Here is a 26,291-nt window from a genome sequence, read left to right on the forward strand (position 1 = left end):
AGAAGGAGGCCCCGTCTGTACGCAAGTGCGGGCGGGGGGCACAAACTAGGGGGTGGCGACTGTTTACTTAAAACACAGGGCTCTGCGAAGCCGTAAGGCGACGTATAGGGTCTGACGCCTGCCCGGTGCTGGAAGGTTAAAAGGAGGGGTGCAAGCTCTGAATTGAAGCCCCAGTAAACGGCGGCCGTAACTATAACGGTCCTAAGGTAGCGAAATTCCTTGTCGGGTAAGTTCCGACCTGCACGAATGGCGTAACGATCTCCCCGCTGTCTCTAACGTGGACTCAGCGAAATTGAACTGTGTGTCAAGATGCACACTTCCCGCGGTTAGACGGAAAGACCCCATGCACCTTTACTCCAGCTTTGCACTGGCATCAGGATTGTGATGTGCAGGATAGGTGGTAGGCATCGAAGCGGGGACGCCAGTCCTCGTGGAGCCTCCCTTGAGATACCACCCTTCGCACTCTTGATGTCTAACCGCGGTCCGTTATCCGGATCCGGGACCCTGCATGGTGGGGAGTTTGACTGGGGCGGTCGCCTCCCAAACAGTAACGGAGGCGCGCGAAGGTAGGCTCAGACCGGTCGGAAATCGGTCGTTGAGTGCAATGGCAGAAGCCTGCCTGACTGCAAGTCTGACAAGACGAGCAGAGACGAAAGTCGGTCATAGTGATCCGGTGGTCCCAAGTGGGAGGGCCATCGCTCAACGGATAAAAGGTACGCTGGGGATAACAGGCTGATGATGCCCAAGAGTCCATATCGACGGCATCGTTTGGCACCTCGATGTCGGCTCATCTCATCCTGGGGCTGGAGCAGGTCCCAAGGGTATGGCTGTTCGCCATTTAAAGAGGTACGTGAGCTGGGTTTAGAACGTCGTGAGACAGTTCGGTCCCTATCTGCCGTGGGTGTAGGAGATTTGAGAAGAGTTGCCCCTAGTACGAGAGGACCGGGGTGAACGAACCACTGGTGGACCAGTTATCGTGCCAACGGTAGTGCTGGGTAGCTATGTTCGGACAGGATAACCGCTGAAGGCATCTAAGCGGGAAGCCCCCTTCAAAACAAGATCTCCCTTGAGAGCCGTGGAAGACCACCACGTCGATAGGCCGGAGGTGTAAGTGCAGCAATGCATTCAGCTGACCGGTACTAATTGCTCGATAGGCTTGATTTGATCCAGAAACAGCAAGGCTAACATAAGCCCCGAAACGGATCGTCAAAAGCAACACGAAATGACTTGGAACAATCAACATGATGTAAGCTGCGGTGAAAAAACAGGCCAAATCCTTACGGATAAACGCCAACGCCGCAGCCTGTTTCTTCCTCGGTTTGGTGGTCATAGCACGAGCAAAACACCCGGTCCCATCCCGAACCCGGCCGTTAAGTGCCGTCGCGCCAATGGTACTCCGTCTCAAGACGTGGGAGAGTAGGTCACCGCCAAACCTAGAAAGAAACAGATCTCTCTAAACCTTGACATACCCCCGATCGCAAACAAAAAGCTCTCGGGAACGGACGCGGGGTGGAGCAGCCCGGTAGCTCGTCAGGCTCATAACCTGAAGGCCGCAGGTTCAAATCCTGCCCCCGCAACCAAAATATTACAGCTTTATCAAAGACATGCGCCCCGCCTCACTGCGGGGCTTTTTGCGTTTGGGCCAAGCAAATAAGGGCAGTGAGGGTGACGTTGCCCCCTCCGCCTAATCCAGTTTGAGGTGGACTCTGGCCCAACCGAGAGGATCAGAGATCAAGCGCAGCAGGTTCACCCAAGAACTGATCATTGAGGTGCCCCTAGTTTCCTAGACACCTGCCTCGTTCAGTTTCTGCTGCCTGATTTCGAAGTCAACTGGCGACAGCATGCCATTGTTCGTGTGTTTGCGCTTCTGGTTGTAGAACATCTCGATGCACTCGAAGACGTCCTGCCTTGCGGCATCGCGGGTCAGGTAGGTGTGGCGTCGGATGCGTTCCCGCTTCAAGAGCTGGAAGAAGCTTTCGGCCACCGCATTATCATGGCAGTTCCCGCGGCGGCTCATGCTGGGCTCAAGATTGTGCCGGGCAAGGAACACCTGCCACTCGCGGCTGGTGAACTGCGATCCCTGGTCAGAATGGATCATCACCTTGGCCGTGGGTTTGCGCCGCCAGACGGCTGCAAGCAGGGCCTGCAGCGCCAGGTCGGTTGTCATGCGGGGCTGGGCGGACCAGCCCACCTCGAGCCATGGTGCCGCCACTGGTCCGAGGCCCATGGCGAGGGGCGCGAGAAGAGGTCGATGACGACAGACAGGTATAGCCAGCCCTCGTGGGTCTCGATGTAGGTGATGTCGGTCACCCGGACCTTGTCGGACGCATCGACCTCGAACTGGCGGCCCAAGGTGTTGGACGCGACCACAGCAGGCTTCCCGCCATATCGTCCCGGGCGGCGCTTGTAGCCGATCTGGGCGGCGATGCCCGCAAGGCCAGCCAGCCGGGCGACCCGGTTCCCGGAGACCTGCTCCCCCTGATCGCGCAGATCGTCAGCCAGCTTGCGATAGCCGTAGACCTTGCCGCTCTCGGACCAGGCCTGCACGCCGACGACCTTCGCCGAAGGCTCGGCAAACAGTCGAAGCCACTTGTAAAGCGAGTGCGAACTCACCCCGAGGCGCTGCGAAACCTCACGAACCGGATACCCACGCACCCGGATCTGCTGCACCGCGTCACGCTTGAACTCGTCGCTGTAATTGCTCGTCCCCATGTCGGCCTCCTAGCCTCAAAGTTAGGCGGCAAAGCGTCTACAAATCTAGGGGCACCTCAAAGTGGCCGTGCTTGAGGCCGTCCAACACAATGGACTCGAGGCTTTGCAATGCTTCCGCGAACGCGCCCGCTTGGCGGGAAGCGAAAGATAGTAAGGTGCAGCGGATGGCGGAATTGAACGATGCGGCTGGAGCAAGCATTGTGCGGCTTTATGGCGTGGCCATCGAGGCTGCGTGGAATTTCTTTAAGGCGCGACTTTTCATGCACGATGCCAGCATCCGGCCACACCCTTCACTCGGGGCGCGCCTTCACGCGGTGTTCCATCTTCATGATCCCGCCGATCCGGTTGCCCGTTTTGTGGATCGATCCGTGGTCGCCGTGGTTTGCGGTGCGTCGCTTGCGGCGTGGTTCGATCTTGGCGGGGTGATCGGTTCGAGTGCCGCGCGCTGGATGCGCGGGCTGGATCTGCTGGCAACGGTGCTGCTGACACTGGAATATCTGGTGCGGATTGCCGTTGCCCGACACGGCCCGCAACAGGGCGGGAAAAGGCCGGGCGTCATGCGATATATCCTGTCGCCCATGGCTCTGGTCGATCTTGTCGCGATCCTGCCTGCGTGGTTGTCGCTGGTCTTTCCTGTCGATCTTGGCGTTTCGCGCTTGTTGAGGTTGTTTCGGCTGGCGTCGGCGCTGCATGTTTTCAGGCCGCAATGGGCCGAGTTCCATTCGGCAAACCGTGACGAAAGCCTGCAAAGGAAAGTCTACAATCTGTTGTTTTCGCCCGAAGGGGGTGGGCGTCTGCATGATCTGGTCGAGCGGTTCCTGATCTGGAGTGTCGCGGCGTCGGTGCTGATCGTCACGCTCGAGACTGTCGCGTCGTTGCAGTTGCGCTTTCATCGGCAGTTTGCCTCGCTGGATGTGCTGATCGGGGCTGTGTTCCTGCTGGAATACGGGCTGCGGCTGTATTCCGTACCCTGCGATCCGCGTTTCGCCCGTCCCTTGATGGGCAGGTTGCGCTACGGGTTCACGCCGGGGGCGTTGATCGATTTGCTGGCTTTGCTGCCGCTGTTGTTCTTCTTTGCGGGCTGGGATCTGGCGCTGTTTCCGGTCTTGCGCCTGTTCCGCATGCTGAAACTGGTGCGGCACTCGAAGGCGCTGGCGCTGATCGTGGATGTTGTCCGCGACGAAAGGCAGACGTTGCAAGCGGCGGTGTTTATCCTGTTTGTCCTGACGACGCTTGCCGGAACCGGAGTGTATTTCGCCGAGCATTCCGCCCAGCCGGACCGGTTCAGTTCCATTCCGGCGTCGATGTATTGGGCGGTAGTGACGTTAAGCTCTATCGGTTACGGCGATGTGTATCCGGTGACTGTGGTGGGGCGCGCGATGACGATGGTACTGGCGATTGCCAGTCTGGGCATGGTGGCGCTGCCTGCGGGAATCATCGCTACGGCCTTTTCCGAGCGGTTGCGCCAGACCGTGGCGGGACGCCATGCGCCAAAAGCGGAAGCGGGCGAAAGCGTAACGGGCACGGTGGCGCGGATCGAGGCGCTCTGGCGCGGTATGGGGGCCGAGGATCGCGCGATCCTGCGTGCGATGCTGGACGCCGAGGCGTCAGGCATCGCCAGTCAGGGCGGGCGCGGCTGAGATGCGTTTTGCCCGCGCCGTGCTTGCCGATACGACCTCGACCAGCGCATGGGTAACGGCAACGGAGACCGGAATGAGCAGCAATTCGAGCAATGGTTCCAGCACGATGACGAGCACGGCCAAAGCCTCGACCGGCAGGCCGAGTTCCATTCCGCAAAAGGCAATCGAGGCGGCGAACACGCCCGGACCATTCAGGCCCGAGATCAGCACCGCGGCGAGGACCGACAGGGCAACGACACTGGCAAGCATGGAAAGACTGGCGGGCAGATCATACAGCGCCAAGGTGTAGGTGAGAACACTGGCCAGAATGGCGATCATGCCAAAGCGTCCGATCGACAGGCCGAGTGACGCCACGATTTCCTGCGTGTCGTCATCTTCGGAGTCGGCCGAGTGCCGCCGGATACGGCGCAGCATTTCGGGCAATGCGGCTTCTTCCGTCATGGCGAGGATGCCTGCCAGTGCCGAGGCTTTCAGGTCGGATGCCACGGCAAGTGGTGATTTCAGGGTCAGCACGGCCACAAGCAGGACCGCAGCCAGAAGCACGGCCAGCGATGCGGCGGCAACAACGCCGAACAGCAGTTTCAGCGCCGAGAAATCGGCGGCGGAAACGGCATGCGATGCGTGGATGGCATACATGAAGACCGCGACCGGAACAAAGTATTGCATCGCCTCCATCAAATGCTCGAAGGGCCGTCTTGCTGCGCCGACGACTTCGAGAAATCCGGCGCTGTAACCGGGGGCGAGATTGAGGATGGCGATGGAGAAGATGATCAGAAAGACGATCATCTGACCGATATTGGCGGTGGCCAAAGCGTGGAAGATGTTTTCGGGAATGAACCCCGTTACGAGGCGGGCAAGCAGCGATGGCTCGACAGAGTCGGGGGCTGCAAGGGAGACCTCGACAAAGTTGGCATCCGCCTTGTCGAAAGCTGCGATCAAGGGGCCTATGCCGTTGGCGACCGCCGTATCGGCCGCGGCACAGATGACCCATGAAACCGCAATCGATACGACCGCTGCAAGCACCATTGCCAGCGGAAGATAGACCATAATGCGCAGGCTGGTCGGGTTCGCGCCGGTTTCGTCGCGCCTGAGGCTGATGATGGAATGGACGATGGTCAGCGCCAGAAAGGGCAGGGCCATGGTGCGGTAGATCGTGGAGTAAATCTGCTGGAACCTGTCCGGCAGATCGTCGAAGGCAAAGAGCGTTCCGAGCCAGACCCCGAGTATGGCAGCGGCTAGCACTCCCGGACCCGAGGTGAGCAAGCGAAGCATTGTGTGGCGGTGCTTATCGGCGTGGGAATGGGTCATGGATCAGGCCGTCAAAATCTGGGAATGCGTCCGAGCCTGCGGAGCAGCGCACGGGCGAGGGAAAGATTGCTGTCATACAGGCGGACGCCCTGACTTTCGGTTTCCAGCCCGAAGGCTACCGAAATTTCCGTGCAGCCGAGGATGGCATTGGTGCAGCCGGACGCGGCAAGCAGGCGAAGGCCCTTTTCCAGACTGTCACGGCCCCGGGCGATATGTCCTGCTTTGACCAGACGGATGCCGCCTTCGATGAACCGGTCATGGGTTGGCTGGTCCAGAACGACAGGTACATAGCCGGCGGCGACAAGCGGCCTTTGGTAGATGCCGGATGCGATTGTGCCGGGGGTCGCAAGCACGCCGATCAGGGCCTTTGTTGCCACGGCTTCGCTCAGGTCGGAAAGCGTGGACTCGACGATTGACAGGATCGGGGGCGCGACTGCCTTTTGCAGCGCATCGAACCAGTAGTGCGCCGAATTGCAGGGGATGACGATGATCCCCGCACCGGCGCGCTCAAGCAGCCGCAGGCGATCACACAGCGCGGCTTCGGGGCTGGCGCCTTGTCCTGCTATGGCGGCCGAGCGGTCGGGGATGTCGGGGTCGGACAGAGTCAGGACGCGCACATGGTTCTGGTCGACATCCGCCACCGTCAAGCGTGTCAGTTTGTCGAGGAAGTCGACCGTGGCAGATGGACCCATGCCTCCCAGAACACCTACAAGCATGTCATTTGGCGGCTTGAGCGGTGGCGGGAGACAGGGCGGCTTGGTGGCCATCGGCGACCGGACGCGGCACGATCAGCGAGGCGAGGGCGCAGTTGCCGTAGACGAGTACCAAGGTGCGGACCACGTCGATCACCGGATCGACCGCGATGAAAAGCACGATTGCCGCTTCCACAGGCAATTTCATGGGTTCCGCGACAAGGCTGATCAGCATGACGGCCATTGCGCCCGTAGCACCGCTGGCGGCCAGACCGGCTGCAATCGAGGCGATGAAGATCGTCGCATAGCCGCGGGCATCGATTTCGACGCCGTAGACCTGGGCGATGAACACGGTGCCGATCAGAAGGTAGGAAACGGTCGCGACGCGGCAAAGCGTGATGCCGAGCGGAAGGACAAGATCGACGCCCTTTGGTGCGAACCGCAGGTTTTCGGTCATTTCGCGCACAGCGATCGGAATGCAGCTAAGGCTTGACCGCGTGCTCACGGCCATGATGATCGTATCTCCGAGTTGGCCGAGGGCGGCCAACGGCGATATGCGCGCGCGATACGAGATGACCAGGACCGCAATTGTCAGCAGGACCGCACCCGAAAGGGCTTGCACCTCGATGAACCGGCCCAAGGACAGCAATGGCCCGACCCCGACGCTGGCGACCTGTGCCGCAAGCATCGCGAACAGGGCAAAGGGCAGCAACAGGTTGAGCCAGCGGATCACCTGTGTGCAGGCATGCTGCACGACCGAGAAAAACCCCAAGAGCGCCCCTGTCCCCGAGCCGGAACTGCGCGCTAGGGCCGCGCCGAAGACGATGCAGAATATGACGGTCTTGAGGCTGTCACCCGAACTGAGGGCGGCGAAGATGTTTTCGGGAATGAACCTGTCCAGGAGACTGATCGCGGGATCGTCGGTTGCCTTTGCGTCCGAGCCGGAAAGCGTGATTTCGACATCGGTGGCGCTGGCGCCGTTTTCGCTGCCGCTGACGATGCCGCCGAGTGCTTCCATGACCGTGCCGTCAACCGTGCCGCCGGGGGGCAGGATAAAGGTGCAGGCTAGCGCTACCGAGGCCGACAGCACCATTGCAGCGGGATAGATCAGGACAATGCGCTTGATGTATTGCTTTGCGCTCGGGTCCGACGCCATGCGGGCCACGCCCGATGTGATGGTGACGAACAGATAGGGCAGGATGATCATCTTCAGCAGGCTGATGTAATAGCCGCCGATCGGTGCGAACTGCTTGGCCGTCTCGGGGCTTTGGATGCCTGTGAAGATTGCGGTTATGATGACCGCGAGCAGCAGAAGCGGATGAAGCAGGATGCGGCTGATCGTGCTGGACATGTCAGTGGCCCCCTTCGGTTTCGGTCGAGGCCCGGTAAAGCGCGATCAATTCGTCTGCCGTTACTTGTGTGGCACGCTCGTCGATCACCTGGTTGACGATGCCCAGCAGGCGCGGGCGGTCCCACGGCGCGGCCACGGCGATGGAATCGCGTGCATCGTTGATGGTCACGGTGCGCAGGCTGATCGAGGCATCGGGACGGTCGACGGCCACTTTGCGGATTTCGAATTCGTCGCGGTACGAGGCGTCGACCTTGCCGGCGATGGTTGCCTCGATCACCTCGTCCCATGTTTTAAACGGCACAACGGTCGCGTGGGGGAACCGCTCTTTGGCGAATGTCGCGAAGGAGGAATTTTCGATCACGCCGATAGACCCTTCGAAGTGGCGTACGACTTCTGCGATGTCGCGGCCTTCGGTCATGCGGGCCAGCTTGAGCCGGTTGAAGATGAGGGCGTGACGCAGCCGCGCGTATGGTTCCGAGAAGGCGACGACCTGCGCCCGCGCATGGGTGCGGCTGATCTTGGAAATCGCAAGGTCGGCCTGTCCCAGCGCGACCTTTGCAACGACGTCGTTGAAGGTCTCGGCGTCGCGGTTGAATTCCACCTTGACCCCCAAGGCTTCCGCCACCCGTTCGGCGAGCGTCACGTCGATGCCTTCGAGATGCTTGCCGCTACCGCTATAAAACGGCGGGTTGTCGAAGGATGTCATCGCAACGATCAGCGTGCCGCGATCGACGATCGCGGCGACATCGGGGGCAAGGGGGAGGGGGGCCGCACCGGATGCAACGACTTGTGCCGAGGCCGGCGACAGGCCGAACGATACAGTGGCGATGGCAACGGCAACAAAGGCACGCATTGAAGATTTGAATATCATGTCATGACTTTTTCTGAGGGCTGCGTAGACCGGCCGTAGGGAACGCGGCCAAAGCCACGGGGGCGACTGTTAGCGCCAGATATTCGAGATAGGTCTTGCCCCACATGGTTTCCCACATCGAACAGGCGAAATCGAAGGGTTCACCGATGCGTTCGGCCAAGGCGATTTCGGTTTGCCAAAGCGTCGTATCGTAGCCGGCTTCGTCGAAGCTGTAGCCGTGGTCGCGGGCATCGGCGAGCACGACTTCTTTGGGGGCAAGACGCAAGGCCGACAAGCGGGCGTCGTCTTTACCCAAGACAAGGAGATATTCGAAAACAGACTGATCAACCATTTTCGGCCTCTGATACCAGCGTGTTACGCACGACCGCGTCCATTGGAGCCCAGAGTTCATGCACGATGTAATCGAGCCGTGACCGGCCCCACATTGCCCGCCACAGCCGGCTTTCGCCGTCTATGGGCTGACCGTCGGCAACTGTGATGCGCCAAACCTCCATGCCGCCAATCAGGGTGCCAAAATCACCGGTTCGCAAATCGAAGCCGTCGCAGCGGGCAGCAAACATCAGGTCGGGAAGTGCCATGCGTTCGTAACGCGCCAGTACGTCGGGCCGGTCCGAGCAGTGTTCGAGGAACCTCGCGAGTTCAGAGACAGACATAGCGCACCCCGTTGACAGTTTTCGCCATCATGCCTGTCCCAGAATGAAATCGGCCGCGCGTTCGGCGATCATCACCGTGGTCGTATGGGTATTTGCCGAAACGATCGTCGGCATGATCGAAGCATCGCAGATCCGCAGCCCGTCGATGCCATGCACTTTGAGCGTCGGATCGACCACTGCCATCGCATCGGTGCCCATCTTGGAGGTGCCGACGAAATGGTAATACGAGCCGATGTTTTCGATCACCCACTGGCGCAGCGCGTCACGGGTGGTGACGGTGGGACCGGGCGACAATTCGACCAGACCCAGACCTTCGGCAAAGGCCTTGGCAGCAAAGATCTTGCGCGAAATCTCGATCATATCGACCGTTCGTTCAAGGTCGGATGCCTCGCCGAAATAGTTACAATCGACAAGCGGATGCGCGGCAGGATCGGTGCTTTGCAGCCGGATCGACCCGCGCGACAGGGGGCGTACAAGACCGGGCAGGGCTAGCACTACATGCGGGTCAACCAGTTCGGTCGCATTTGCGACGGGCTGGCCTGTCTGCACGCGCTTGATCACACTTTCAAAGAATTTCGGGCCGAACGGAGCGCGGTGGACGAGGCAAATCTCGAGATCGGGTACGGATTGGTCGTTCGAGCTCGAGCAGAACAATGCGACTTCCGTCACATTTCCGCGTGGCGGCAGGGCAGGTTCGGCCAGATACCCGATAGGGCCGATGACCAGCGGGTGATCATGCAGGTTTTGTCCGACGCCAGGCAGGACGTGCTTTACGTCCAATCCCAGCGCATCGAGATCAGCCTTTGGACCGATGCCCGACAGCATCAGCAACTTTGGTGTCTGGATCGTGCCGGTCGTAACCAGCACTTCGCGGCGGGCTGTTGCAATGACCGTGCTGCCATCGGCGGAATACTCGACGCCCGTCGCCCGCTTGCCGTCTAGAACGATGCGGTTCGCCATCGCCCGTGTCACCACGGTCAGGTTGGCGCGATCTTTCGCCGGAGCGTAATAGGCGGCATAGACACCGACACGTTTGCCGGCTTCCATGTCGACGTGGTGCCAGCCTGCGCCGGTATTGGAAGCGTTGAAGTCATCGACCTCGGGGTAACCGATTTCGACGCAAGCATCGATGAAGGTGCGCGAAACGGGGTTGCCGGTGTCGCCAGCGTTGCTGACCGGGATCATTCCAGCCTTGCCAGCGGTCGGGTTGGTGCCGTCAAGCTGGCGCTCTAGCTTTTGCAGGTAGGGCAACACATCGGAATGGGACCAACCCGACGCGCCTTGGGCCGCCCAGTCGTCATAGTCTTGCGGGCGTCCGCGCGTGTGGATCATGTGAAAGATGTTCGACGTGCCGCCGATGCCGCGACCCGAGGCGGAATAGACCTGACGGCCCTGGAGTCCTGGTTGGGGCACGCCCATATAGGCCCAGTCCAGATCTGTCAGCAGCAGTTCGTTCCAGCGGAACGGGCTTTCGACGGCGTCGTTGATCGCGTTGCCGCCCGCCTCGATCATCAGCACGGAAATGGCGGGATCATCGGTAAGCCGGTTCGCCAGCACGCAACCGGCCGTGCCGCCGCCTACAATGATGTAATCGAATGTGTGGTCCATTTGTTTGGTCCTTATCGTCTTCAAAGCAAGATCAAGTCGGCGGCTTTGTCACCGATCATGATGGTTGCGGCATTGGTGTTTCCGGCAGTGATCATCGGCATCACCGAGGCGTCTGCCACGCGCAGGCCGGTGACGCCGCGCACGCGAAGTGACGGATCGACGACAGCCGTAGGATCATCTGCGGCGCCCATGCGACAGGTGCCGACCGGATGCCAGACCGTCGACGCCGACGCACGCACGTAGGCTGCCAGGGCTTCGTCGCTGGCGATGTCGGCGCCGGGGGCAAGCTCGCGGTCGCGCAGCACGGTAAACGCGGCATCTTGCGCCAGACGTCGTGCCAGCTTGACGCCCCTGACCAGCACTTCGACATCGGCGGGGTCGGACAGGTAAGCGGGGTCGACCAGCGGCTTTGTCAGGGGATCGGCGGATGCGAGAGTGACCGAGCCACGACTGCGCGGCTGAGCGAGGATCGGCACCAGCGTGAAGCCGGGACCACCGTCGACATATTCAGGGTCGGCGTATTGAATCGGTCCAAAGAAGAATTGAAGATCGGGCGAGTTCGTTTCGCGGTCGAAAACGCCACTGTACGTGAACAGCCCTGCTTCGGACAGCAACTGCGGCGGATCCTGATCTGCCGTTGCACGATAGGCGACGGGCAAAAGAAGGTGGTCATGCAGGTTTTGACCGACGCCCGGCACATCTGCCACCAAAGCGATGCCATGCGTCCGAAGCGTTTCGGCAGGGCCGATGCCGGAAAGCATAAGAAGCTGTGGCGACAGGAACGCGCCCGCGCAAAGGATCACCTCGCGCGTGGCGCGGATCGAGGTGGTGACGGAATTGCACACGTACTCTAGGCCAACGGCGCAACCGTCTTCGATAAGCACGCGAGTTGCCAGCGACCCGGTCAGAACCGTCAATCGCGGATCGCCACGCAGGGGATCGAGAAAGGCCGTGGCTGTACTGCAGCGTGAACCGGGATCGGCGCGTGTGGACTGGTAGAGGAAGGCGTTGTCTTCCTGCTGTGCGCCATTGAAATCTTCCGCTGCGGTCGACAACCCTGTCGAACGGGCAGCCTGCAGGAAGGCCGCCGAGGCGGCAGACGTGACGGGCATGTCGATCACTTGCAAGCCGCCCGATCGCCCGCGATAGGCATCGTCGCCGCCATCGAAGGATTCGGACCGCTTGAAATAGGGCAGGACATCGCGGTAGGACCAACCGGTAGCGCCCATTTCGGCCCAGCGATCAAAGTCGCGTGCGTTGCCGCGCACATACATCATGGCATTGATGGCAGTTCCGCCGCCAAGGCCGCGACCTTGAGCAATATCGACGCGGCGACCGTGCATTCCGGTTTGCGGTGCTGTCTGGAAGGCCCAGTTCTGCTCGCCCGGTCCCCACATCGAGGTCATCGAGCCGATGTCCGTGGCGTGGATCGCTGGAATGCTGTCGACCGGTCCTGCTTCCAGAAGGGCGACTCTGGCGTTCCCCATCGTTACCAGACGGTTCGCCAGCACGCAGCCCGCAGCGCCCGCACCTACGACGATGAAATCGAATTCTGTCATGATTCAGACCCTGTGCCGCATCGAGCGGCGTGTTTGAAATTTCGTATTGGCCAAGTTTGGCTTACGCCGTAGCCCGCGCATCCGGCCCGATCAGCCAATATTCCTTGGTGAGCATCGGAAAGATCTGGCGCGGGTCCAGCGTCGACCCTGCGGCCTTTGGCAGCATCACCGGGCTGGTCGAGCTGGCAAAGGCTGCCTCGGCGGCTGCGGTGCTTGCAAACCAGTAGTGCGCCACTTCGTCGAAGCGCGCTTCACCGACGGTATAGAGTCCGTCGCGTGCAAAAGCCAAATCGCAGCGGAGAAGGCCGGGGATCAAGGCCGCACCTGCAACAAGTTCGGCGCGCCGGTTGTCGCGATACGCAGCCACATCAAGCGCAAGATTGCGCTTGGCGAGGACCAGAAGCTTGACGCCATCCGCAGGGACAGGGCCGTCGAGTACGGTTTGCGTTTCGCAATCGAGAACGGCAGTCATCCAGAAGGCAGCCCAGTTGGGCTCGTCGATCCGCGCACCCTGAAGGAACTCGGGCGTTTGCATCGAGGCAAGTTGTTCGGCGTCGTTGCGCAGCCAGATTTCGGCACAACCGCTCCAGATCGGCGCGGTGTCTATGCTGCACGGGACGCGAAGGGCAAGCCGGTAGCGGGCAATCTGCGGTATCTTGACCGCAAAGCGGACAGCGTGAACGTTCAGCCAATAGTCCTGAAAGTCGGCCTCGGTCATTCCCGGACGTGGTGTTGCGTAGATGTGCTGATGAATCACTGGTGGCTCCAAATTTACATATTTGTCATAATAAGCTGCTTCGACCTGCATTCCTGGCAATTGTAAACTGCAAGATATTTATTAGCCATAAGTCAATATGATCTTTTCTTTTTCTTGCAGAAATATTTGCTCCCAAAAGGCTAGGAGCAGGTATCTAAAGATAGATTGCCCGCACGGCTTTAGCCAACTACTTTCAACAGCGTTCGATTGTCAATCGTCCGCTCAAATTCAGATATCAAGATGCGATCGAAAGCGGATATCTCAATTCGGCGAGCGTACGCTGCAAACTAGAGTAAATTTCTGTAGTTAAAATGATCCTACCCCTTAAAATCGCCTGCCGTACTGATGGGTGCGTTGCCGGACTAAGATGTTTTGCTGAAAAACATAAGAAAGCTTTAAAATGACTGTCCAGAATGGCGTCTTCGAAATTCAGAACTTCCGGATGCAATCGGGAGCGACGTTGCCGGTTGCGCGCATCTCGTATCGGACGCATGGATTGCTGAATGCCGAAAAATCGAACGCAATCCTGTTCCCGTGCTTTCTCGGAGGCGTTCCTGAAGCGCTTGAGATATGGATCGGCGAGGGACGCCCGCTAGATCCTTCCAAATACTTCATCATCTTGCCGGGACAATTTGGGATCGCCCCGTCTTCGTCGCCGTCCAACACGCCGGCACCTTATGACGGCGCTTCTTTTCCCCAGTCCACCATCGCCGACGACGTAATCGCGCAGGAGCAGATGCTGCGCGAGGTGTTCGGTGTAGCCGAGTTGCAACTGGTGCTGGGCTGGTCGGTCGGTGCGTTGCAGACCTATGAGTGGGCCGTGCGTTTTCCCGACGCAGTGAAGCGTATGGCGTCGATCGCCGGGGCCGCCAAACCATCCGACTGGACGAAGCTTTGGCTGAAAAGCGTGATCGAAGAGCCGCTGACGACCGATCCGTTCTGGGCCAACGGACACTATGCGGATGGCGCTTCCTTGCAGGCGGGGAAGCGTCAGATCGGGCATCTGGCGGCGCTTACCCTGCCGCCGAAGGCCTTTTACAAGATGGGCGAGGAAGTCTGGCGCAATCTCGGCTTTTCATCGGTTCCCGATTTCGTTGCACGCTTTTGGGAAGCGTTCTGGTTGCCCTATGACCCGAACGATCTGGTCTTGCAGGCGCGAAAAGCCTGGGCCGCCGATCCCGCGCGGGGTGGCGATATTCGCAAGGCGCAGGCCGGCATCAAGGCCCGCGTGATGGTCGCTGCTTTTACGGGCGATGCGATGTTTCCGCCGGAAGAAGGTGCGCTTGACGCTGCTGCGACACCCGGTTCGTTGTTCCGGCATCTGGAGGGTTCGTCAGGACACCTCGCTACTTTTTCGCTGTCCGAGACGGACCGGACCAATATTGACAGTGTCCTCGCCGAAATTCTGGGGGCCTGACCATGCTGCGTCACGCGCTCGTGCAGCGGCCGGATTTCCAGATCGATCCTGATAAGGTCGCGCCGGTCAGCGGTGCCGCTTTGCGTTATTTCCAGTGCGGGACGGGGGAACCGGTCCTGATGATCCACGGCACGAGTCTGAGCGATAGTCTTGCGATACCGCTTCGACTGTATCCGCCGCTTTATGACGGCTTCGAAGTCATCAGTTACTACCGCGCGGGTTACAACGGCAGCACCTTTGAAGGGTCTGGTGTGAGCATTGAAGACGGTGCTCGGCATGCGGTCGAACTGTTGGATCACTTGAAGATCGAAAAGGCGCATCTGATGGCCTTTTCCTTTGGTGGCGTGATCGGCTTCGAGGCGCTGTTGAAGTATCCTGACCGATTTGCATCTGCAGTACTGCTCGAGCCGTACCTGCCGCGCGAGAGCGAGGCAGCTATCAAGGCCAATACAGACGCCTACATGGCTGCCATCCAGCTGTATCAGGCGGGCGACAAGCTGGGAGCGGGCTTGCGCTACATGGAATTGGTGTGTGGGCCCGATTTCCTGTCAGCAGTGCAAATGACCGGACCGTTGGACGTATGGGCGCGGGCTGAAGCGTCTATGACCACGACGTTCGAAGTGGATTTTTCAGCGATTGCCGGTTGGGACTTTCGCCCCTCGCAAGCCGACAGCTATGCGCCGCATAAGACGCCGGTTCCGGTTCTGGCCTGCATGGGCTTGCAATCGGAAGCCGCCATGCCCGGTTTTCGGGAGACGCAGGACTTTCTGATGCGCTGGCTTCCGAATGTTGAGCGCGCAGGCATCCCGTTTGCCACGCACGGTATGCAGTCGATGAACCCTATCGCCGTTGGCGAAGCCGCCGTTGATTTTTTCACCCGTCATCCGATCAGGGGCTGAACCGCAGGTTTTCGGTCCGTCGTAATACAAACTCGCCGTCAGACGGCACAGGAGCAAAATGAGTACGAAGCGCATTCTCGCGGTAATGTCCGAATATGGTTACTGGGGCATCGAGCTTGTCGGTCCGCTGCGTAAGCTGGAAGCGGCGGGATACACGTTCGATTTCGTGACTCCCAAGGGGAAACGGTCGCCTTGCCTGCCGCCGAGCCGCGACACGACCTATATTGACCCTCCGCTGGGCGTTTGCGTGACCACCCCGACCGACAAGGCGCTGGTGGATGCGTTTGAAGCAAGCGGCGCATTGGACGCCACGCTGAACCTGTCGCAGATGTTCCCCGAACGCCCCTATGTATCGCGTCCTGATTTCCTGCGCGAACTGGAAGCCTATTACGAGGCTCGCAAGGCGGCACAGGCTGCGGCGATCGAGACATATGATGCGATCCTGCTGGTGGGCGGGTCGGGGCCGATCATCGACATGGTGAATAACCAGCGCTTGCACGATCTGGTGTTGGGCTTTCACGCGGCAGACAAACCGATCGGCGCAATTTGCTACGGCGTTGCCACGCTTGTTTTCGCGCGCGATTTCAACGAGCGCAAATCGCTGCTGCTCGGCAAGCATGTGACCGGCCATTGCATCGAGTATGATTATCATGACGGCACCGGCTTTATGGGCACAGACCTGAATATGGGACCGCCGCCGTATTGCCTTGAATACCTGCTGGCAGACGCAGTGGGTGCACATGGTCAGTACCACGGTAATTTCGGGAAAGGCACCTCGGTCATTGTGGATTACCCGTTCATTACGGCCCGCTCGCTGCAATGCTCGCATGAATTTGGCGACCGGTTTGTCGATGTCCTTTCAAAAGGCATGAAGCGGTCGGGTTGGTGAGGCGCGGCGTGCTGGATCATTTATCAGGAAGAGAATTTTAGATGACCCGGACCGGACATTATGCCGTGCTCGACCAGTTATTGGCCGACGGTGTGACAAAGATTTTCGGTAATCCCGGAACCGTCGAGCAGGGTTTGCTCGACGCTTTGGGCGACAGGCCGGCGTTGAATTACGTTTTGACCTTGCAGGAAAGCATCGCCGTATATGCGGCAGATGCCTATGCGCGGTCGACCGGCGGGCTGGCTGTGGCGCAAATCCATTCCAGTCCCGGCTTGGGAAATGCCATCGGTGCCATGTATCAGGCAATGCGCGGCCAAAGCCCGATTCTGGTGTTGGGTGGAGATGCGGGCATTCGCTATCAGGCGATGGACGCGCAGATGGCGGCCGATCTGGTCAGCATGGCGCGGCCCGTTACCAAGTGGGCGACCATGGTAACCCATCCGGGATCGCTGCTGCGCATCCTGCGCCGTGCCATAAAGGTTGCGCTGACGCCGCCCATGGGGCCGGTCTATGTGTGCCTGCCCCAGGATATCCTGGACGAGATCGTCACCGAAACGGTGCGGCCGACGCAGGTGCCGGACACTCGGGTTGCCCCTTTGGCAAGCCAGATTGCACTGGCCGCCGACATGCTGGTCGCGGCAGAGCGGCCGACGATCTATATCGGTGACGGTGTCGCGCGGTCGCGCGCGCAAGAGCAGCTCACGCGGGTGGCAGAATTACTGGGCGCGTATGTCTGGGGTGTGGACGGCGGCGATCTTAACATGTCGTGGCGCCATCCGCTGTGGCGCGGTCAGACAGGACATATGTTCGGGTCGCACAGCTTGCCCATCGTGCAAAGCGGTGACTGCAATCTGGTTGTCGGCACATACATGCTGCCCGAAGTCTTTCCCGAGCTTGGCGACATCTACGCCGAAGGTGCCAAGACCATCCACATCGATCTCGATGCGAATGCCATCGGCAAGAACCATCAGGTCGATCTGGGGCTGTTGGGCGACCCTGCAACGGCTTTGGCAGCCTTGGCCGATGCGCTTGCCGAGCGGATGACGCCGACCCGCGCGGCGCTTTCGCAACAGCGGATGAAACAGGGTCAGGTGCGGTCGACACAAGACAACGAAAGTGCCCGCGCCAATGCGACCCTTGGCGACCGGACAATTCCGGGCGGTCTGCACTTCGGGCATTTCGCGCAGGAACTGGTCCGGCTTGCACCGCAGGATACGATCATTTTCGACGAGGCCCTGACCAATTCACCGGCCCTGACGGCGTTCGTCCAGCCCGATGTTCCCGGACAATACTTTCAGACCCGTGGCGGCTCGCTTGGCACGGCTTTGGCGGGCGGTATCGGTTTGCAGGCGTCGGCACCGCACAAGACCGTCTTTGCCATCTCGGGCGACGGGGGCGGCATGTATGTGCTGCAATCGCTGTGGAGTGCGGCGCGGCACAACATGCCAATCAAGTTTGTTATCTGTAACAACCGGTCTTACCGGCTGTTGCAGGCCAATATCAGCCAATACTGGGCCGAGCGGGGGATCACCGACCGCCCCTTTCCGATCAGCTTCGATCTGTCAAAGCCGGCGCTCGATTTCGCGCATATCGCGCGCGGGTTCGGCGTGCAAAGCGCGCAGGTCGAGACCGGCGACCAGATCATCCCCGCCATCGAACGCGCCCTCGCCCATCCGGGCCCCTTCGTGATCGACGTCTTGCTCGAGTCGAACGTCCATCCCGAACTTATCGGAGTGAAATGCGGACAATGAATATCGTTGCCAAAAAACCCGCCTCCAAGTCGCGTCGCAAGGGAACAGATGCTTCCGGCTTTGTGACCCGTGCAGGACAGCCGCACCCGCTGGGTGCTACCGTCTATCCGGACGGCGTGAACTTTTCGGTGTTCTCGCAGCACGCGCTGTCGATGGAACTGCTGTTTTTCGCATCGGAAGACGATCTTGAACCGATGCAGGTTATTCCGATGACCTCTGAAGCCAATAAATCGTTCCACTTCTGGCACGTCTTTGTCGTGGGTGCGAAACCGGGGCTACACTATGCATATCGCGTGGCGGGTCCCGATCTGACCGATCTTGGTATGCGCTATGATCCGCACAAAGTGCTGATCGACCCCTATGCCTATGGCAATTCGATGAAGCTTTGGAACCGTGGCGATGCCTGCGTTCCCGGTGACAACGTGGCAAGCGCGATGCGTTCGGTCGTGATCGATCCGCTGGCTTACGACTGGCAAGGCGACCAGCCGTTGAACCGTCCGATGCAGGACACCGTGATCTACGAGATGCATGTCGGGGGCTTTACCCGTTCGGGGACTTCCGGCGTTGCCAGCCCCGGCACGTTTCGCGCGGTGATCGAAAAGATCCCCTATCTGAAATCGCTGGGCGTTACGGCTGTAGAATTGCTGCCGGTGTTCCAGTTCGACGACACCGAAGCACGCGAACATGACGGCAACAGGCTGACCAACTTTTGGGGCTATTCGACCATGGCCTATTTCGCGCCCCATCCGGGGTATTGCGAAGAGCCGGGCGAGGCGTCGCATCTGGATGAATTCCGCGACATGGTCAAAGCCCTGCACAAGGCGGGGATCGAAGTCATCCTCGATGTGGTCTTCAACCACACCGACGAAGGCAACCATCAAGGCCCGACCTTCAGCTTTCGCGGGTTCGACAACCTGAATTATTATTACCTCGTTCCCGAAAATCAGGCGTTCTATTTCGACTACACGGGCTGCGGAAACACGTTCAACTGCAACCACCCCGTCGGATCGAAGATGATCGTCGAGGCCCTGCGGTTCTGGGTCGAGCATATGCATGTCGATGGCTTCCGCTTCGACGAAGGCTCGGTCCTGTCGCGCGGGCCGGACGGAGCGCCGATGCAGTTTCCGCCGGTGTTGTGGCAGATCGAACTGGACGAGGTTCTGGCCAAGAGCAAGGTCATCGCCGAGGCGTGGGATGCGGCGGGCCTGTATCAGGTTGGCCATTTTCCGGGCTTTCGCTGGGCGGAATGGAACGGGCTTTACCGCGATACGATGCGGAATTTCGTGCGTGGCGAGGCAGGTATCATCGGCCATGTCGCCGACCGTCTGTCGGGCAGTGCCGAACTTTATCAGGCAAACGACCATCTGCCGGTAAACAGCGTCAACTTCATCACCGCCCATGACGGGTTCACGATGAATGACCTTGTCAGCTACAACGGCAAGCACAACGATGCGAACGGCGAAGGCAACCGTGACGGCGTAGACGACAACATGTCGTGGAACTGCGGTGTCGAAGGCGCGACCGACGATCCGGCGGTCGATGCGCTGCGCGAACAACAGATCCGCAACTTTGCGGCCCTGCTGATGCTGTCGCAGGGTGTGCCGATGTTCGTGATGGGCGACGAAGTGCGCCGGTCGCAGGGCGGCAACAACAACGCCTGGTGTCAGGACAATCCTATCGGCTGGTTCGACTGGACGCTGCCCGAAAAGCACAGCGGCATGTTCCGGTTCTGGCAGCGCATGATCGCGTTCCGCGCGGCGCATCCTGCGGTGCATCGCAGCCGCTTCTTCGACGGCAAGATCAACGAGCGCGGCCTTGCCGATATCAGTTGGCACGGCACCGAGTTGAATGCGCCCGGTTGGGATGACGCCCATGCCCGCGCCCTTGCGTGGACCGTTGCGGACTTTGACGGCATCGCTGACATCCACGTCATGGCGAACATGTATTGGGAGCCGCTGAGCTTTGCTGTTCCGGAAGTTCAGGGTCGCAAGTGGCACCATGCCGTCGACACGTCCAAACCCTCGCCGGACGACATCGCCGATGCCGGCACGGAACGCCCTGTCCAGTCCGATCGCGTCACCGTGAACGGTCGCAGCATCGTCGTCCTCATTTCCAAATGACCAATCCACAGCAAACCCAAAAGGCTGCCATGAACGCCCTTGATTTTACCTTTTCGGACCTCATCGCCGGGTATGTCACCCGCTATGATGCTGCCACCGACCGCTTCGGGCTGAAAACCAGCGACGGTCGAGAATATGACATCGGCATGACGCCGAATACCTATGCCGAGGTGATCCGCAACCTTGGCGAAGGGTTCAACAATGCGTCCGACCACATGCGCGACATGCTGGTTCCCGGTCGTTTCGTGTTCGCTTACGGGGTGTTCTATCCCGATGGACCGAAAGGTTCGATCCAGTTCGACGTTAAGCATATCGTGTTTGCCGGTCGGTCGGAGACGATGTACGATTTTGAACGCCCCGACTGGTGGATCAAGCAGATCGACCAGCTTGGCAAGTTCTACATCAATGCCGAATTCGGTGACGGGCCGATCGACTATGCCAATTACCGCACCAACCTGTCGTCGTCAGGTGCACACCAGCAAAGCGGGCGTCAGGAGACCGACACGATCTCGCGTCTGGTTTACGGGTTCTCGTCGGCCTATCTGCTGACGGGAAAGGACGAGTATCTGGAAGCCGCAGAGAAGGGCACGCAGTATCTGCGCGACCATCTGCGCTTTTCGGATGCGGGCGAGGATATCGTTTATTGGTATCATGCGGTCGACATCAAAGCCGATGGCAAGGAGCACAAGGTGCTCGCCTCGGAATTCGGTGACGATTACGATGCGCTCCCTTGCTACGAGCAGATCTATGCGCTTGCCGGTCCGGTGCAGACCTACCGTGTCACGGGCGACAAGGCGATTTACGATGACGCTCGCCGCACGATCAACCTGTTCAACCGCTTTTACAAAGACCAAAGCGCTGCGGGCGGCTATTACAGCCACATCGACCCGATCACGCTGGACGCCCATGCCGAAGGGCTGGGCCACAACCGTGCACGCAAGAACTGGAATTCGGTTGGCGACCACGCGCCGGCGTATCTGATCAACCTGTGGCTGGCCACGGGCGAGAAGTCGCATGCCGATTTCCTCGAATACACCTTTGACACCATCGCCGAACATTTCCCAGATTACGAAAACAGCCCATTCGTTCAGGAAAAGTTCTTTGACGACTGGTCCAAGGATCAAAGCTGGGGTTGGCAGCAGAACCGTGCGGTCGTCGGGCATAACCTGAAGATCGCGTGGAACCTGATGCGGATGAACAGCCTGAAGGGCAAGGAATCCTACGTCGCCCTGGCCGAGAAGATTGCGGCGCTGATCCCCGAACATGGCGCCGACCGCCAGCGTGGCGGCTGGTATGACGTGGTCGAACGCGTGTTGGAACCGGGTCAAAAATTCCACCGCTATGCATGGCACGACCGCAAGGCGTGGTGGCAGCAAGAGCAGGGTATTCTGGCCTATCTCATCCTGAACGGGGTGCTGGGCAAAGAGGAATACCTGAAATACGCGCGCGAGGGGTCGGCGTTCTACAACGCATGGTTCCTCGACGTGGAAGAGGGCGGAATCTATTTCAACGTGCTTGCGAACGGTCAGCCCTATTCGCTGGGCACCGAGCGCGGCAAAGGCAGCCACTCGATGGCGGGCTATCACTCGTTCGAGTTGTGCTATCTGGCGGCGACCTACACCAACCTCTTGATCCACAAAGAGCCGATGGACTTCCACTTCCGGCCCAAGCCCGGTGGGTTTGCCGACGGCATCCTGCGCGTCCAGCCGGATATCTTGCCGGAAGGGTCGATCCGGATCGACGAAGTCTGGATCGATGGCCACGCTTACGAGGATTTTGACGCGCAGGCGCTTACGGTCAAATTGCCCGCAGGGCACGGCGACATCCGCGTTCGCGTGCGGCTGGTGCCGAATTCGGTGCGGTTCGATGCCGATCTTTTGTCGGTGAAGGACGGGATCGGGCAGATCGTGCTGTCAGGCAAGATGACACCGCTTGATCTCAAGTATCTCGACGAAGCCGTGTCCGGCGCGATGTCGCAAGGTGTGACGGGTCTGGCGATCGATGCGACCAAGCTGGAAAGCATCTGTGCCGAGGGCCTGCGCTACCTGATCTTCCGCAAGCAGAAAGCGGGCGAGGATTTCGCCGTGTCGATCTCGGGTGCGAACGACACGATTTCGGGTGCGATCAAGGCGTCGGAATTCGACGAAGAGATCACGCTGAACTGACGGTTTCCTGAAAGGGCGGCTTCGTGCCGCCCTTTTTCAATTTCCGCCGCGTTGCGCGGCAATAACAGAGTATGTCCCATGGCCGCTCCCAAGATCGCCATCCTGATCGAAAGCGACTTCTACGAACACGAGATCTGGTATTATCACTATCGCTTTCTTGAAGCCGGTTACGACGCGCAATTCGTCACGCGGCTTTGGGGCAACGATGCCATCACTTTTAAGGGGCACGAATACCACGCGCCTTTTGAGTGCCGTGGCGACCTTGAAAAGCTCGATGATGCCACGCTGGACCAATATGCCGCGTTGATCGTGCCGTCGGGCATGGTTTCGGACCGACTGCGCTATACCGAGGATCTTGGCCGTATCCCGCCCGCGTCAGACCTGTTGAAGCGGGCCTTTGCCAAGCCGAACCTGCTTAAGGGGATGATTTGTCACAGCCTGTGGCTTGCGGCTCCGGTTGTCGAGATCGTCAAGGGTCGCCGACTGACCTGCCACCCCAACCTGCACGGCGATGCCTTGGCTTACGGGGCCTCCTTTGTGGACGAGGATGTGGTTGTGGACGGTGATCTGGTGACGGCGCGGACCGGCGGGCATGCGCATCTTCTGGCAGCGAAGCTGATACAGATGATCGAAGGCAAAGGCTGATGTGACCGTGAGCTTGCTTGCACAAACCGGGATGATCGGTGCCGGCCCCGACGGGCTTGTCGCGGTATTGTTGGCGGGGGGACGGGGGTCGCGACTTGGCGATTTGACCGCGCGCCAATCCAAGCCTGCCGTCGAATTTACCGGCGGGCGACGGATCGTCGATTTCGTGATGGGCAATGCCATCCAATCGGGCATCGACGCGATGATCGTCTGCACCCAATGGCAACCCGACACGCTGGTCGCGCATCTGCGTGCGCATTGGGCGGCAGGTTTTGCGCGCGGACTTGTGTTTCGGGACGGAGCGGATGTTGCGCAATCGGGCGGGTATCTGGGCACCGCGCATGCGGTGGCGTGCAATGCGGCCGAATTGGATGGCGCAGGCGCGCGCGAGGTGCTGGTTCTGGCGGCAGACCACATCTACGCGATGGACTACCGCGAGATGGTTGCCGTGCATCGCGCGGTCGGATTGCCGGTGACGGTCGCAGCCCTGCCGGTTGCCCGCGAGGCGGCGCGCAGCTTTGGCGTGTTCGAGACGCGTGGTCCCTGCCATGCGGTGCGGTTTCTGGAAAAGCCCGACGATCCGCCAGCGATGTTCGGCAATCCCGATCGCGCCCTGATCAGCATGGGCATCTATATTTTCAACTGGGCATGGTTGCGCGACGTGATTGGACAGGACGCTACGGGTTCCTGTCAGGTACCGCTGGACTTTGGCAACGACTTGCTGCCGAGGGCGGTCGAGCGGGGCGAAGTCGGGGTGTATTGTTTCAGCACGCCCGGAGTCGAGGAACCGCCCTATTGGCGCGATGTCGGCACGGTTTCTGCCCTGACCGATGCCCGCGCCGATCTGGCGGGGGACAACCCTCCGATACCGCTGCCCGTCTATCCGGTTGCCGCGTCGGGATCGGGCTGAACTCTTTGGCGATGCGGATGATTTTCCCCGTAAGGACAGACGACAGATGAATGCGCCGAAGACCTATGACGACATTACCGCGCTTTGGCAAAGCTGGTGCGACGCGCGGGGTGCATCGGGGCAGGGTGATCCGGCGGTCGCGCTAAAGCATGTGCTTGCGGAGCGGCGGATACCGGCGGGGCTGGCCGACCTGCGGCGGGCTTTGGCCCTGTGCGGGCCGGTTGCAACAATTGACCGGCAGGGGTTTATCGATGCCATCCTGCCGGTGGTGGCCGCGCCTGCTTTGCGGCTGGAGCATGCCTTTGCATATTTTGGTGCCACGGATGCCGAACTGCCGGTCGAGCGGGTGCGCGATGTGCTGGGGCATCTGTTTCATGATGGCGATATGCTGGATGCAATGCTGGCTGACCTTGACGCCAATGGCGACCGCTGCGTGACGTTTGACGATTTTCTTGAATTCTATCCCGAGAAGGCGGCGGCTGAGCCGGATGGAGTGGCCGTTTCCGCCCCGCTTTCGCAAGCTGCGGTCGCGGCACCGCGTCCGGTGTCGCGTGCGCATTTCGGCGATGTCGCCACTTCGCCCCTGCAAATGCAGACGGGATTTTTCCGTTTGCTGCAGGGGGCGGCTTACCGGACATTCCGTGAAAGTTATTCCGCCAATTCCGAGAGCCATCTGCGCGCCCGTGATTTGCCCTATACCGTGTCTGACTTCGCGGTGTTCGTGCGCGCCGCGACCGAGTTCTACCTGTCGCTGGGCCTTGTCGAAGGCGACCGCGCGGTGGCCGAGTTTCATCGGCTGGTGGCACTGGTCGAGGCGCAGCACCAAAGCCTGTGCGTCCGGATCGCCACTTGGGACAAAGTCGCCAAGACCGATGCGATGCTGGCGGCAGAAGCCGTGCTGGAAGGTGAGCTTGCCGCTTTGGCAGACCACCGAGAAAGGTTTGCGGAAGCTGTGGAATACCTGCTTGCCCTGCGTGCACATCGGATTTCGCCTACCGAGGTGCGCGCCGACAGCCTGACGCGCCACGAGATGGACCGCCTGCGGCATGGCGAATTGAATGCGGAACACGGCCATGTCGCACCGCGCGGCGGGCGTGCGCGGCCCGGACCCTATCATGACAGCTGGAGCCCTGTCGTGCTGGCGGCCGGTGAACCGCGCGCGGCTGGAACGATCATGCCGGTGGCGTTCTGGTACGACGATTTCATGCCGCAATTGTTGCTGTGTGTATCGATCCTGACAGACGCCGATCTGGACGCCGAAACATCATGTGCCGAGTTGGAGCTTGACGCATGGCATGCCGGATACGCAGGTCTTGGAGCGTTTGACCGTTACGGAACCGATCTGCGCGACGGGTTCGCCGCCTGTCCGGTGCGCGTAAAGCTGGCGCTGCGGCAGGCGTGGCGTTTGTCGGAACATTACCTCAACAGCCTGCAAAAGCGCCGAGAACGCGCAGAGTTCGGCCGCGAGACCGGATATCTGAGCCAGTATGTGTCGTTCATCGACCTGCATCTGGGGCGGACGGATGTTGCCGATGCGGAAATGCGGATCAGCTTTCCCTATTTCATCGGACCCGCCGTCTGGTGCTTGTTGCATACGGCTGCCAATCTGGTCGAGGATATGTCGGGTGCAGCCAAGAGTGCGGCGGTGGACCGCTTCAAGGCGTTTTTCCGGGCCTTTGCCACAATGTATCCGTGCCCCTACTGCCGCTACCACCTGAACCGCTACGTCGTCCGCAACCGCGAGGTCAATTTCTATCCGGTCGAATTCTTGTTGCTGGGCCAACGCGAGGACCGCGATTGGTTCGACATCTCGCTCGACGACAGGCTGGCAACGATTTCCGCCGACAAAAGCGGTTCTTTTGCGCTGTTCGTTTGGAAATTGCACAATGCGGTCTCGTCGTCGATTGCTCGGACCGAAGAGTGGTATCACCGCGAGGAGCATCCGCTTTACACCACCCGTTTCTGGCCCGGATTGGATACCGAAATCGCGCGGATGCGAAGCAGCGGTATCGAGCAAATGCCGGTCGGACGGCTGGCGGCCATTTACGGGGTCATCAAACCGTCGGTCGAACTGGCGACGCTGCGGGATGAAATCCAGCTGGCCTTGCACGGCGAAAAGGCAACCGGACTAGACGCTATTACGGCGCGTGCCGCCGACTGTGTGTCGCGTCTCGAAACGGCAATGACCGAGGCTGACCTATTGCGACAGACCTATGTGTTCGACAGCACCAAATTCGATCCGCCGCCGCATATTTCCGAGCAGGAAGAAAGCTATGCGCGGAGCGGGTATTATGTCGAACGATAAAGTCGTTTGCCGCCGATGGCGGATTTGCTGCCCCACGCT

Annotated in this window: 19 protein-coding genes, 1 tRNA gene, 2 rRNA genes and 1 pseudogene (1 of these 23 only partly in view); 13 read left to right on the forward strand and 10 right to left on the reverse strand. The window is 60.1% G+C overall.

What is annotated here, in order from left to right:
* The 3 genes from HYN69_RS18970 to HYN69_RS18980 form a co-directional block, all read left to right on the forward strand.
* Window positions 1-1,164 (forward strand): 23S ribosomal RNA (locus HYN69_RS18970); it begins 1,671 nt to the left of the window's first position.
* 154 nt (window positions 1,165-1,318) lie between these two features.
* Window positions 1,319-1,433, forward strand: a 5S ribosomal RNA gene (rrf, locus tag HYN69_RS18975).
* Window positions 1,434-1,503: 70 nt separating this feature from the next.
* Window positions 1,504-1,580: transfer RNA gene (locus HYN69_RS18980), tRNA-Met, on the forward strand.
* Between the two features lie 203 nt (window positions 1,581-1,783).
* Here HYN69_RS18980 and HYN69_RS18985 read toward each other — a convergent pair.
* Window positions 1,784-2,712, reverse strand: a pseudogene (locus HYN69_RS18985) (IS3 family transposase).
* A gap of 164 nt (window positions 2,713-2,876) precedes the next feature.
* On the opposite strand from HYN69_RS18985, the gene HYN69_RS20750 reads away from it, so the two are divergent.
* Window positions 2,877-4,352, forward strand: a complete 1,476-nt coding sequence (locus HYN69_RS20750) for an ion transporter (RefSeq protein ID WP_159082572.1) — start codon at window positions 2,877-2,879, stop codon at window positions 4,350-4,352.
* Here the strand turns inward: HYN69_RS20750 and HYN69_RS18995 are convergent.
* The 9 genes from HYN69_RS18995 to HYN69_RS19035 all read right to left on the reverse strand — a co-directional run bounded on the left by HYN69_RS18995 (window position 4,320) and on the right by HYN69_RS19035 (window position 13,202).
* Complete coding sequence (locus HYN69_RS18995; RefSeq protein ID WP_159082573.1) at window positions 4,320-5,624, reverse strand: cation:dicarboxylate symporter family transporter; 1,305 nt, start codon at window positions 5,622-5,624, stop codon at window positions 4,320-4,322. The two genes, HYN69_RS20750 and HYN69_RS18995, sit on opposite strands and share 33 nt — an antisense overlap.
* Window positions 5,625-5,671: 47 nt before the next feature.
* Window positions 5,672-6,427, reverse strand: a complete 756-nt coding sequence (gene cuyB, locus HYN69_RS19000) for a cysteate racemase (RefSeq protein ID WP_108437477.1) — start codon at window positions 6,425-6,427, stop codon at window positions 5,672-5,674.
* A complete protein-coding gene (locus HYN69_RS19005) occupies window positions 6,378-7,703 on the reverse strand; it encodes a dicarboxylate/amino acid:cation symporter (RefSeq protein ID WP_108437478.1) in 1,326 nt (441 codons plus the stop codon). The genes cuyB and HYN69_RS19005 overlap by 50 nt, the downstream gene beginning before the upstream one ends.
* 1 nt (window position 7,704) lies before the next feature.
* On the reverse strand, window positions 7,705-8,556 hold the full coding sequence (locus tag HYN69_RS19010; RefSeq protein WP_216824699.1) for a transporter substrate-binding domain-containing protein: 852 nt from the start codon (window positions 8,554-8,556) through the stop codon (window positions 7,705-7,707).
* Window positions 8,557-8,575: 19 nt separating this feature from the next.
* Window positions 8,576-8,905: a hypothetical protein gene (locus tag HYN69_RS19015; RefSeq protein WP_108437480.1), complete on the reverse strand. Its 330-nt coding sequence runs from the start codon at window positions 8,903-8,905 to the stop codon at window positions 8,576-8,578.
* Window positions 8,898-9,227 carry a hypothetical protein gene (locus tag HYN69_RS19020; protein ID WP_108437481.1) on the reverse strand — a complete coding sequence of 110 codons (330 nt, stop codon included), beginning with the start codon at window positions 9,225-9,227 and terminating at the stop codon, window positions 8,898-8,900. The genes HYN69_RS19015 and HYN69_RS19020 overlap by 8 nt, the downstream gene beginning before the upstream one ends.
* 27 nt (window positions 9,228-9,254) lie before the next feature.
* Complete coding sequence (locus HYN69_RS19025) at window positions 9,255-10,835, reverse strand: GMC family oxidoreductase (RefSeq protein ID WP_108437482.1); 1,581 nt, start codon at window positions 10,833-10,835, stop codon at window positions 9,255-9,257.
* A 20-nt stretch (window positions 10,836-10,855) separates the two neighbouring features.
* Entirely contained in the window at window positions 10,856-12,394 is a 1,539-nt protein-coding gene (locus HYN69_RS19030; RefSeq protein ID WP_108437483.1) for a GMC family oxidoreductase, read from the reverse strand.
* Window positions 12,395-12,455: 61 nt separating this feature from the next.
* A complete protein-coding gene (locus tag HYN69_RS19035) occupies window positions 12,456-13,202 on the reverse strand; it encodes an EthD domain-containing protein (RefSeq protein ID WP_108437484.1) in 747 nt (248 codons plus the stop codon).
* Between the two features lie 349 nt (window positions 13,203-13,551).
* On the opposite strand from HYN69_RS19035, the gene HYN69_RS19040 reads away from it, so the two are divergent.
* The 9 genes from HYN69_RS19040 (at window position 13,552) to HYN69_RS19080 (ending at window position 26,252) form a co-directional block, all read left to right on the forward strand.
* Window positions 13,552-14,568 carry an alpha/beta fold hydrolase gene (locus HYN69_RS19040; RefSeq protein ID WP_108437485.1) on the forward strand — a complete coding sequence of 339 codons (1,017 nt, stop codon included), beginning with the start codon at window positions 13,552-13,554 and terminating at the stop codon, window positions 14,566-14,568.
* A gap of 2 nt (window positions 14,569-14,570) precedes the next feature.
* Window positions 14,571-15,467 carry an alpha/beta fold hydrolase gene (locus HYN69_RS19045; protein WP_108437486.1) on the forward strand — a complete coding sequence of 299 codons (897 nt, stop codon included), beginning with the start codon at window positions 14,571-14,573 and terminating at the stop codon, window positions 15,465-15,467.
* Window positions 15,468-15,525: 58 nt separating this feature from the next.
* Complete coding sequence (locus HYN69_RS19050) at window positions 15,526-16,356, forward strand: type 1 glutamine amidotransferase domain-containing protein (RefSeq protein ID WP_108437487.1); 831 nt, start codon at window positions 15,526-15,528, stop codon at window positions 16,354-16,356.
* A 41-nt stretch (window positions 16,357-16,397) separates the two neighbouring features.
* A complete protein-coding gene (locus tag HYN69_RS19055) occupies window positions 16,398-18,107 on the forward strand; it encodes a thiamine pyrophosphate-binding protein (RefSeq protein WP_108437488.1) in 1,710 nt (569 codons plus the stop codon).
* Window positions 18,104-20,227 carry a glycogen debranching protein GlgX gene (gene glgX, locus HYN69_RS19060; RefSeq protein ID WP_108437489.1) on the forward strand — a complete coding sequence of 708 codons (2,124 nt, stop codon included), beginning with the start codon at window positions 18,104-18,106 and terminating at the stop codon, window positions 20,225-20,227. Before HYN69_RS19055 ends, glgX begins: the two co-directional genes overlap by 4 nt.
* A gap of 29 nt (window positions 20,228-20,256) precedes the next feature.
* Entirely contained in the window at window positions 20,257-22,392 is a 2,136-nt protein-coding gene (locus HYN69_RS19065) for an AGE family epimerase/isomerase (protein WP_108437490.1), read from the forward strand.
* 78 nt (window positions 22,393-22,470) lie between these two features.
* Window positions 22,471-23,037, forward strand: coding sequence for a DJ-1/PfpI family protein (locus tag HYN69_RS19070; RefSeq protein ID WP_108437491.1), 567 nt, complete (start codon window positions 22,471-22,473; stop codon window positions 23,035-23,037).
* Window positions 23,038-23,068: 31 nt separating this feature from the next.
* Entirely contained in the window at window positions 23,069-23,947 is an 879-nt protein-coding gene (locus tag HYN69_RS19075) for a sugar phosphate nucleotidyltransferase (protein WP_216824700.1), read from the forward strand.
* 46 nt (window positions 23,948-23,993) lie between these two features.
* Window positions 23,994-26,252, forward strand: a complete 2,259-nt coding sequence (locus HYN69_RS19080) for an Erv1/Alr family FAD-linked sulfhydryl oxidase (RefSeq protein ID WP_159082576.1) — start codon at window positions 23,994-23,996, stop codon at window positions 26,250-26,252.
* Window positions 26,253-26,291: the final 39 nt, after the last annotated feature.

The organism is Gemmobacter aquarius (assembly GCF_003060865.1).
Lineage (GTDB): Bacteria > Pseudomonadota > Alphaproteobacteria > Rhodobacterales > Rhodobacteraceae > Paragemmobacter > Paragemmobacter aquarius.

Bases quoted from the DNA above. Each gene is read 5' to 3' on its own strand.
- HYN69_RS19035 (WP_108437484.1), bottom strand. From the start codon at position 13,202: ATGCAGGTCGAAGCAGCTTATTATGACAAATATGTAAATTTGGAGCCA.
- glgX (WP_108437489.1), top strand. From the start codon at position 18,104: ATGAATATCGTTGCCAAAAAACCCGCCTCCAAGTCGCGTCGCAAGGGA.
- HYN69_RS19005 (WP_108437478.1), bottom strand. From the start codon at position 7,703: ATGTCCAGCACGATCAGCCGCATCCTGCTTCATCCGCTTCTGCTGCTC.
- HYN69_RS19055 (WP_108437488.1), top strand. From the start codon at position 16,398: ATGACCCGGACCGGACATTATGCCGTGCTCGACCAGTTATTGGCCGAC.
- HYN69_RS19080 (WP_159082576.1), top strand. From the start codon at position 23,994: ATGAATGCGCCGAAGACCTATGACGACATTACCGCGCTTTGGCAAAGC.
- HYN69_RS20750 (WP_159082572.1), top strand. From the start codon at position 2,877: ATGGCGGAATTGAACGATGCGGCTGGAGCAAGCATTGTGCGGCTTTAT.
- HYN69_RS19025 (WP_108437482.1), bottom strand. From the start codon at position 10,835: ATGGACCACACATTCGATTACATCATTGTAGGCGGCGGCACGGCCGGT.
- HYN69_RS19070 (WP_108437491.1), top strand. From the start codon at position 22,471: ATGGCCGCTCCCAAGATCGCCATCCTGATCGAAAGCGACTTCTACGAA.
- HYN69_RS19010 (WP_216824699.1), bottom strand. From the start codon at position 8,556: ATGCGTGCCTTTGTTGCCGTTGCCATCGCCACTGTATCGTTCGGCCTG.
- HYN69_RS19045 (WP_108437486.1), top strand. From the start codon at position 14,571: ATGCTGCGTCACGCGCTCGTGCAGCGGCCGGATTTCCAGATCGATCCT.
- HYN69_RS19075 (WP_216824700.1), top strand. From the start codon at position 23,069: ATGATCGGTGCCGGCCCCGACGGGCTTGTCGCGGTATTGTTGGCGGGG.
- HYN69_RS19020 (WP_108437481.1), bottom strand. From the start codon at position 9,227: ATGTCTGTCTCTGAACTCGCGAGGTTCCTCGAACACTGCTCGGACCGG.
- cuyB (WP_108437477.1), bottom strand. From the start codon at position 6,427: ATGGCCACCAAGCCGCCCTGTCTCCCGCCACCGCTCAAGCCGCCAAAT.
- HYN69_RS18995 (WP_159082573.1), bottom strand. From the start codon at position 5,624: ATGCTTCGCTTGCTCACCTCGGGTCCGGGAGTGCTAGCCGCTGCCATA.
- HYN69_RS19015 (WP_108437480.1), bottom strand. From the start codon at position 8,905: ATGGTTGATCAGTCTGTTTTCGAATATCTCCTTGTCTTGGGTAAAGAC.
- HYN69_RS19065 (WP_108437490.1), top strand. From the start codon at position 20,257: ATGAACGCCCTTGATTTTACCTTTTCGGACCTCATCGCCGGGTATGTC.
- HYN69_RS19050 (WP_108437487.1), top strand. From the start codon at position 15,526: ATGAGTACGAAGCGCATTCTCGCGGTAATGTCCGAATATGGTTACTGG.
- HYN69_RS19030 (WP_108437483.1), bottom strand. From the start codon at position 12,394: ATGACAGAATTCGATTTCATCGTCGTAGGTGCGGGCGCTGCGGGCTGC.
- HYN69_RS19040 (WP_108437485.1), top strand. From the start codon at position 13,552: ATGACTGTCCAGAATGGCGTCTTCGAAATTCAGAACTTCCGGATGCAA.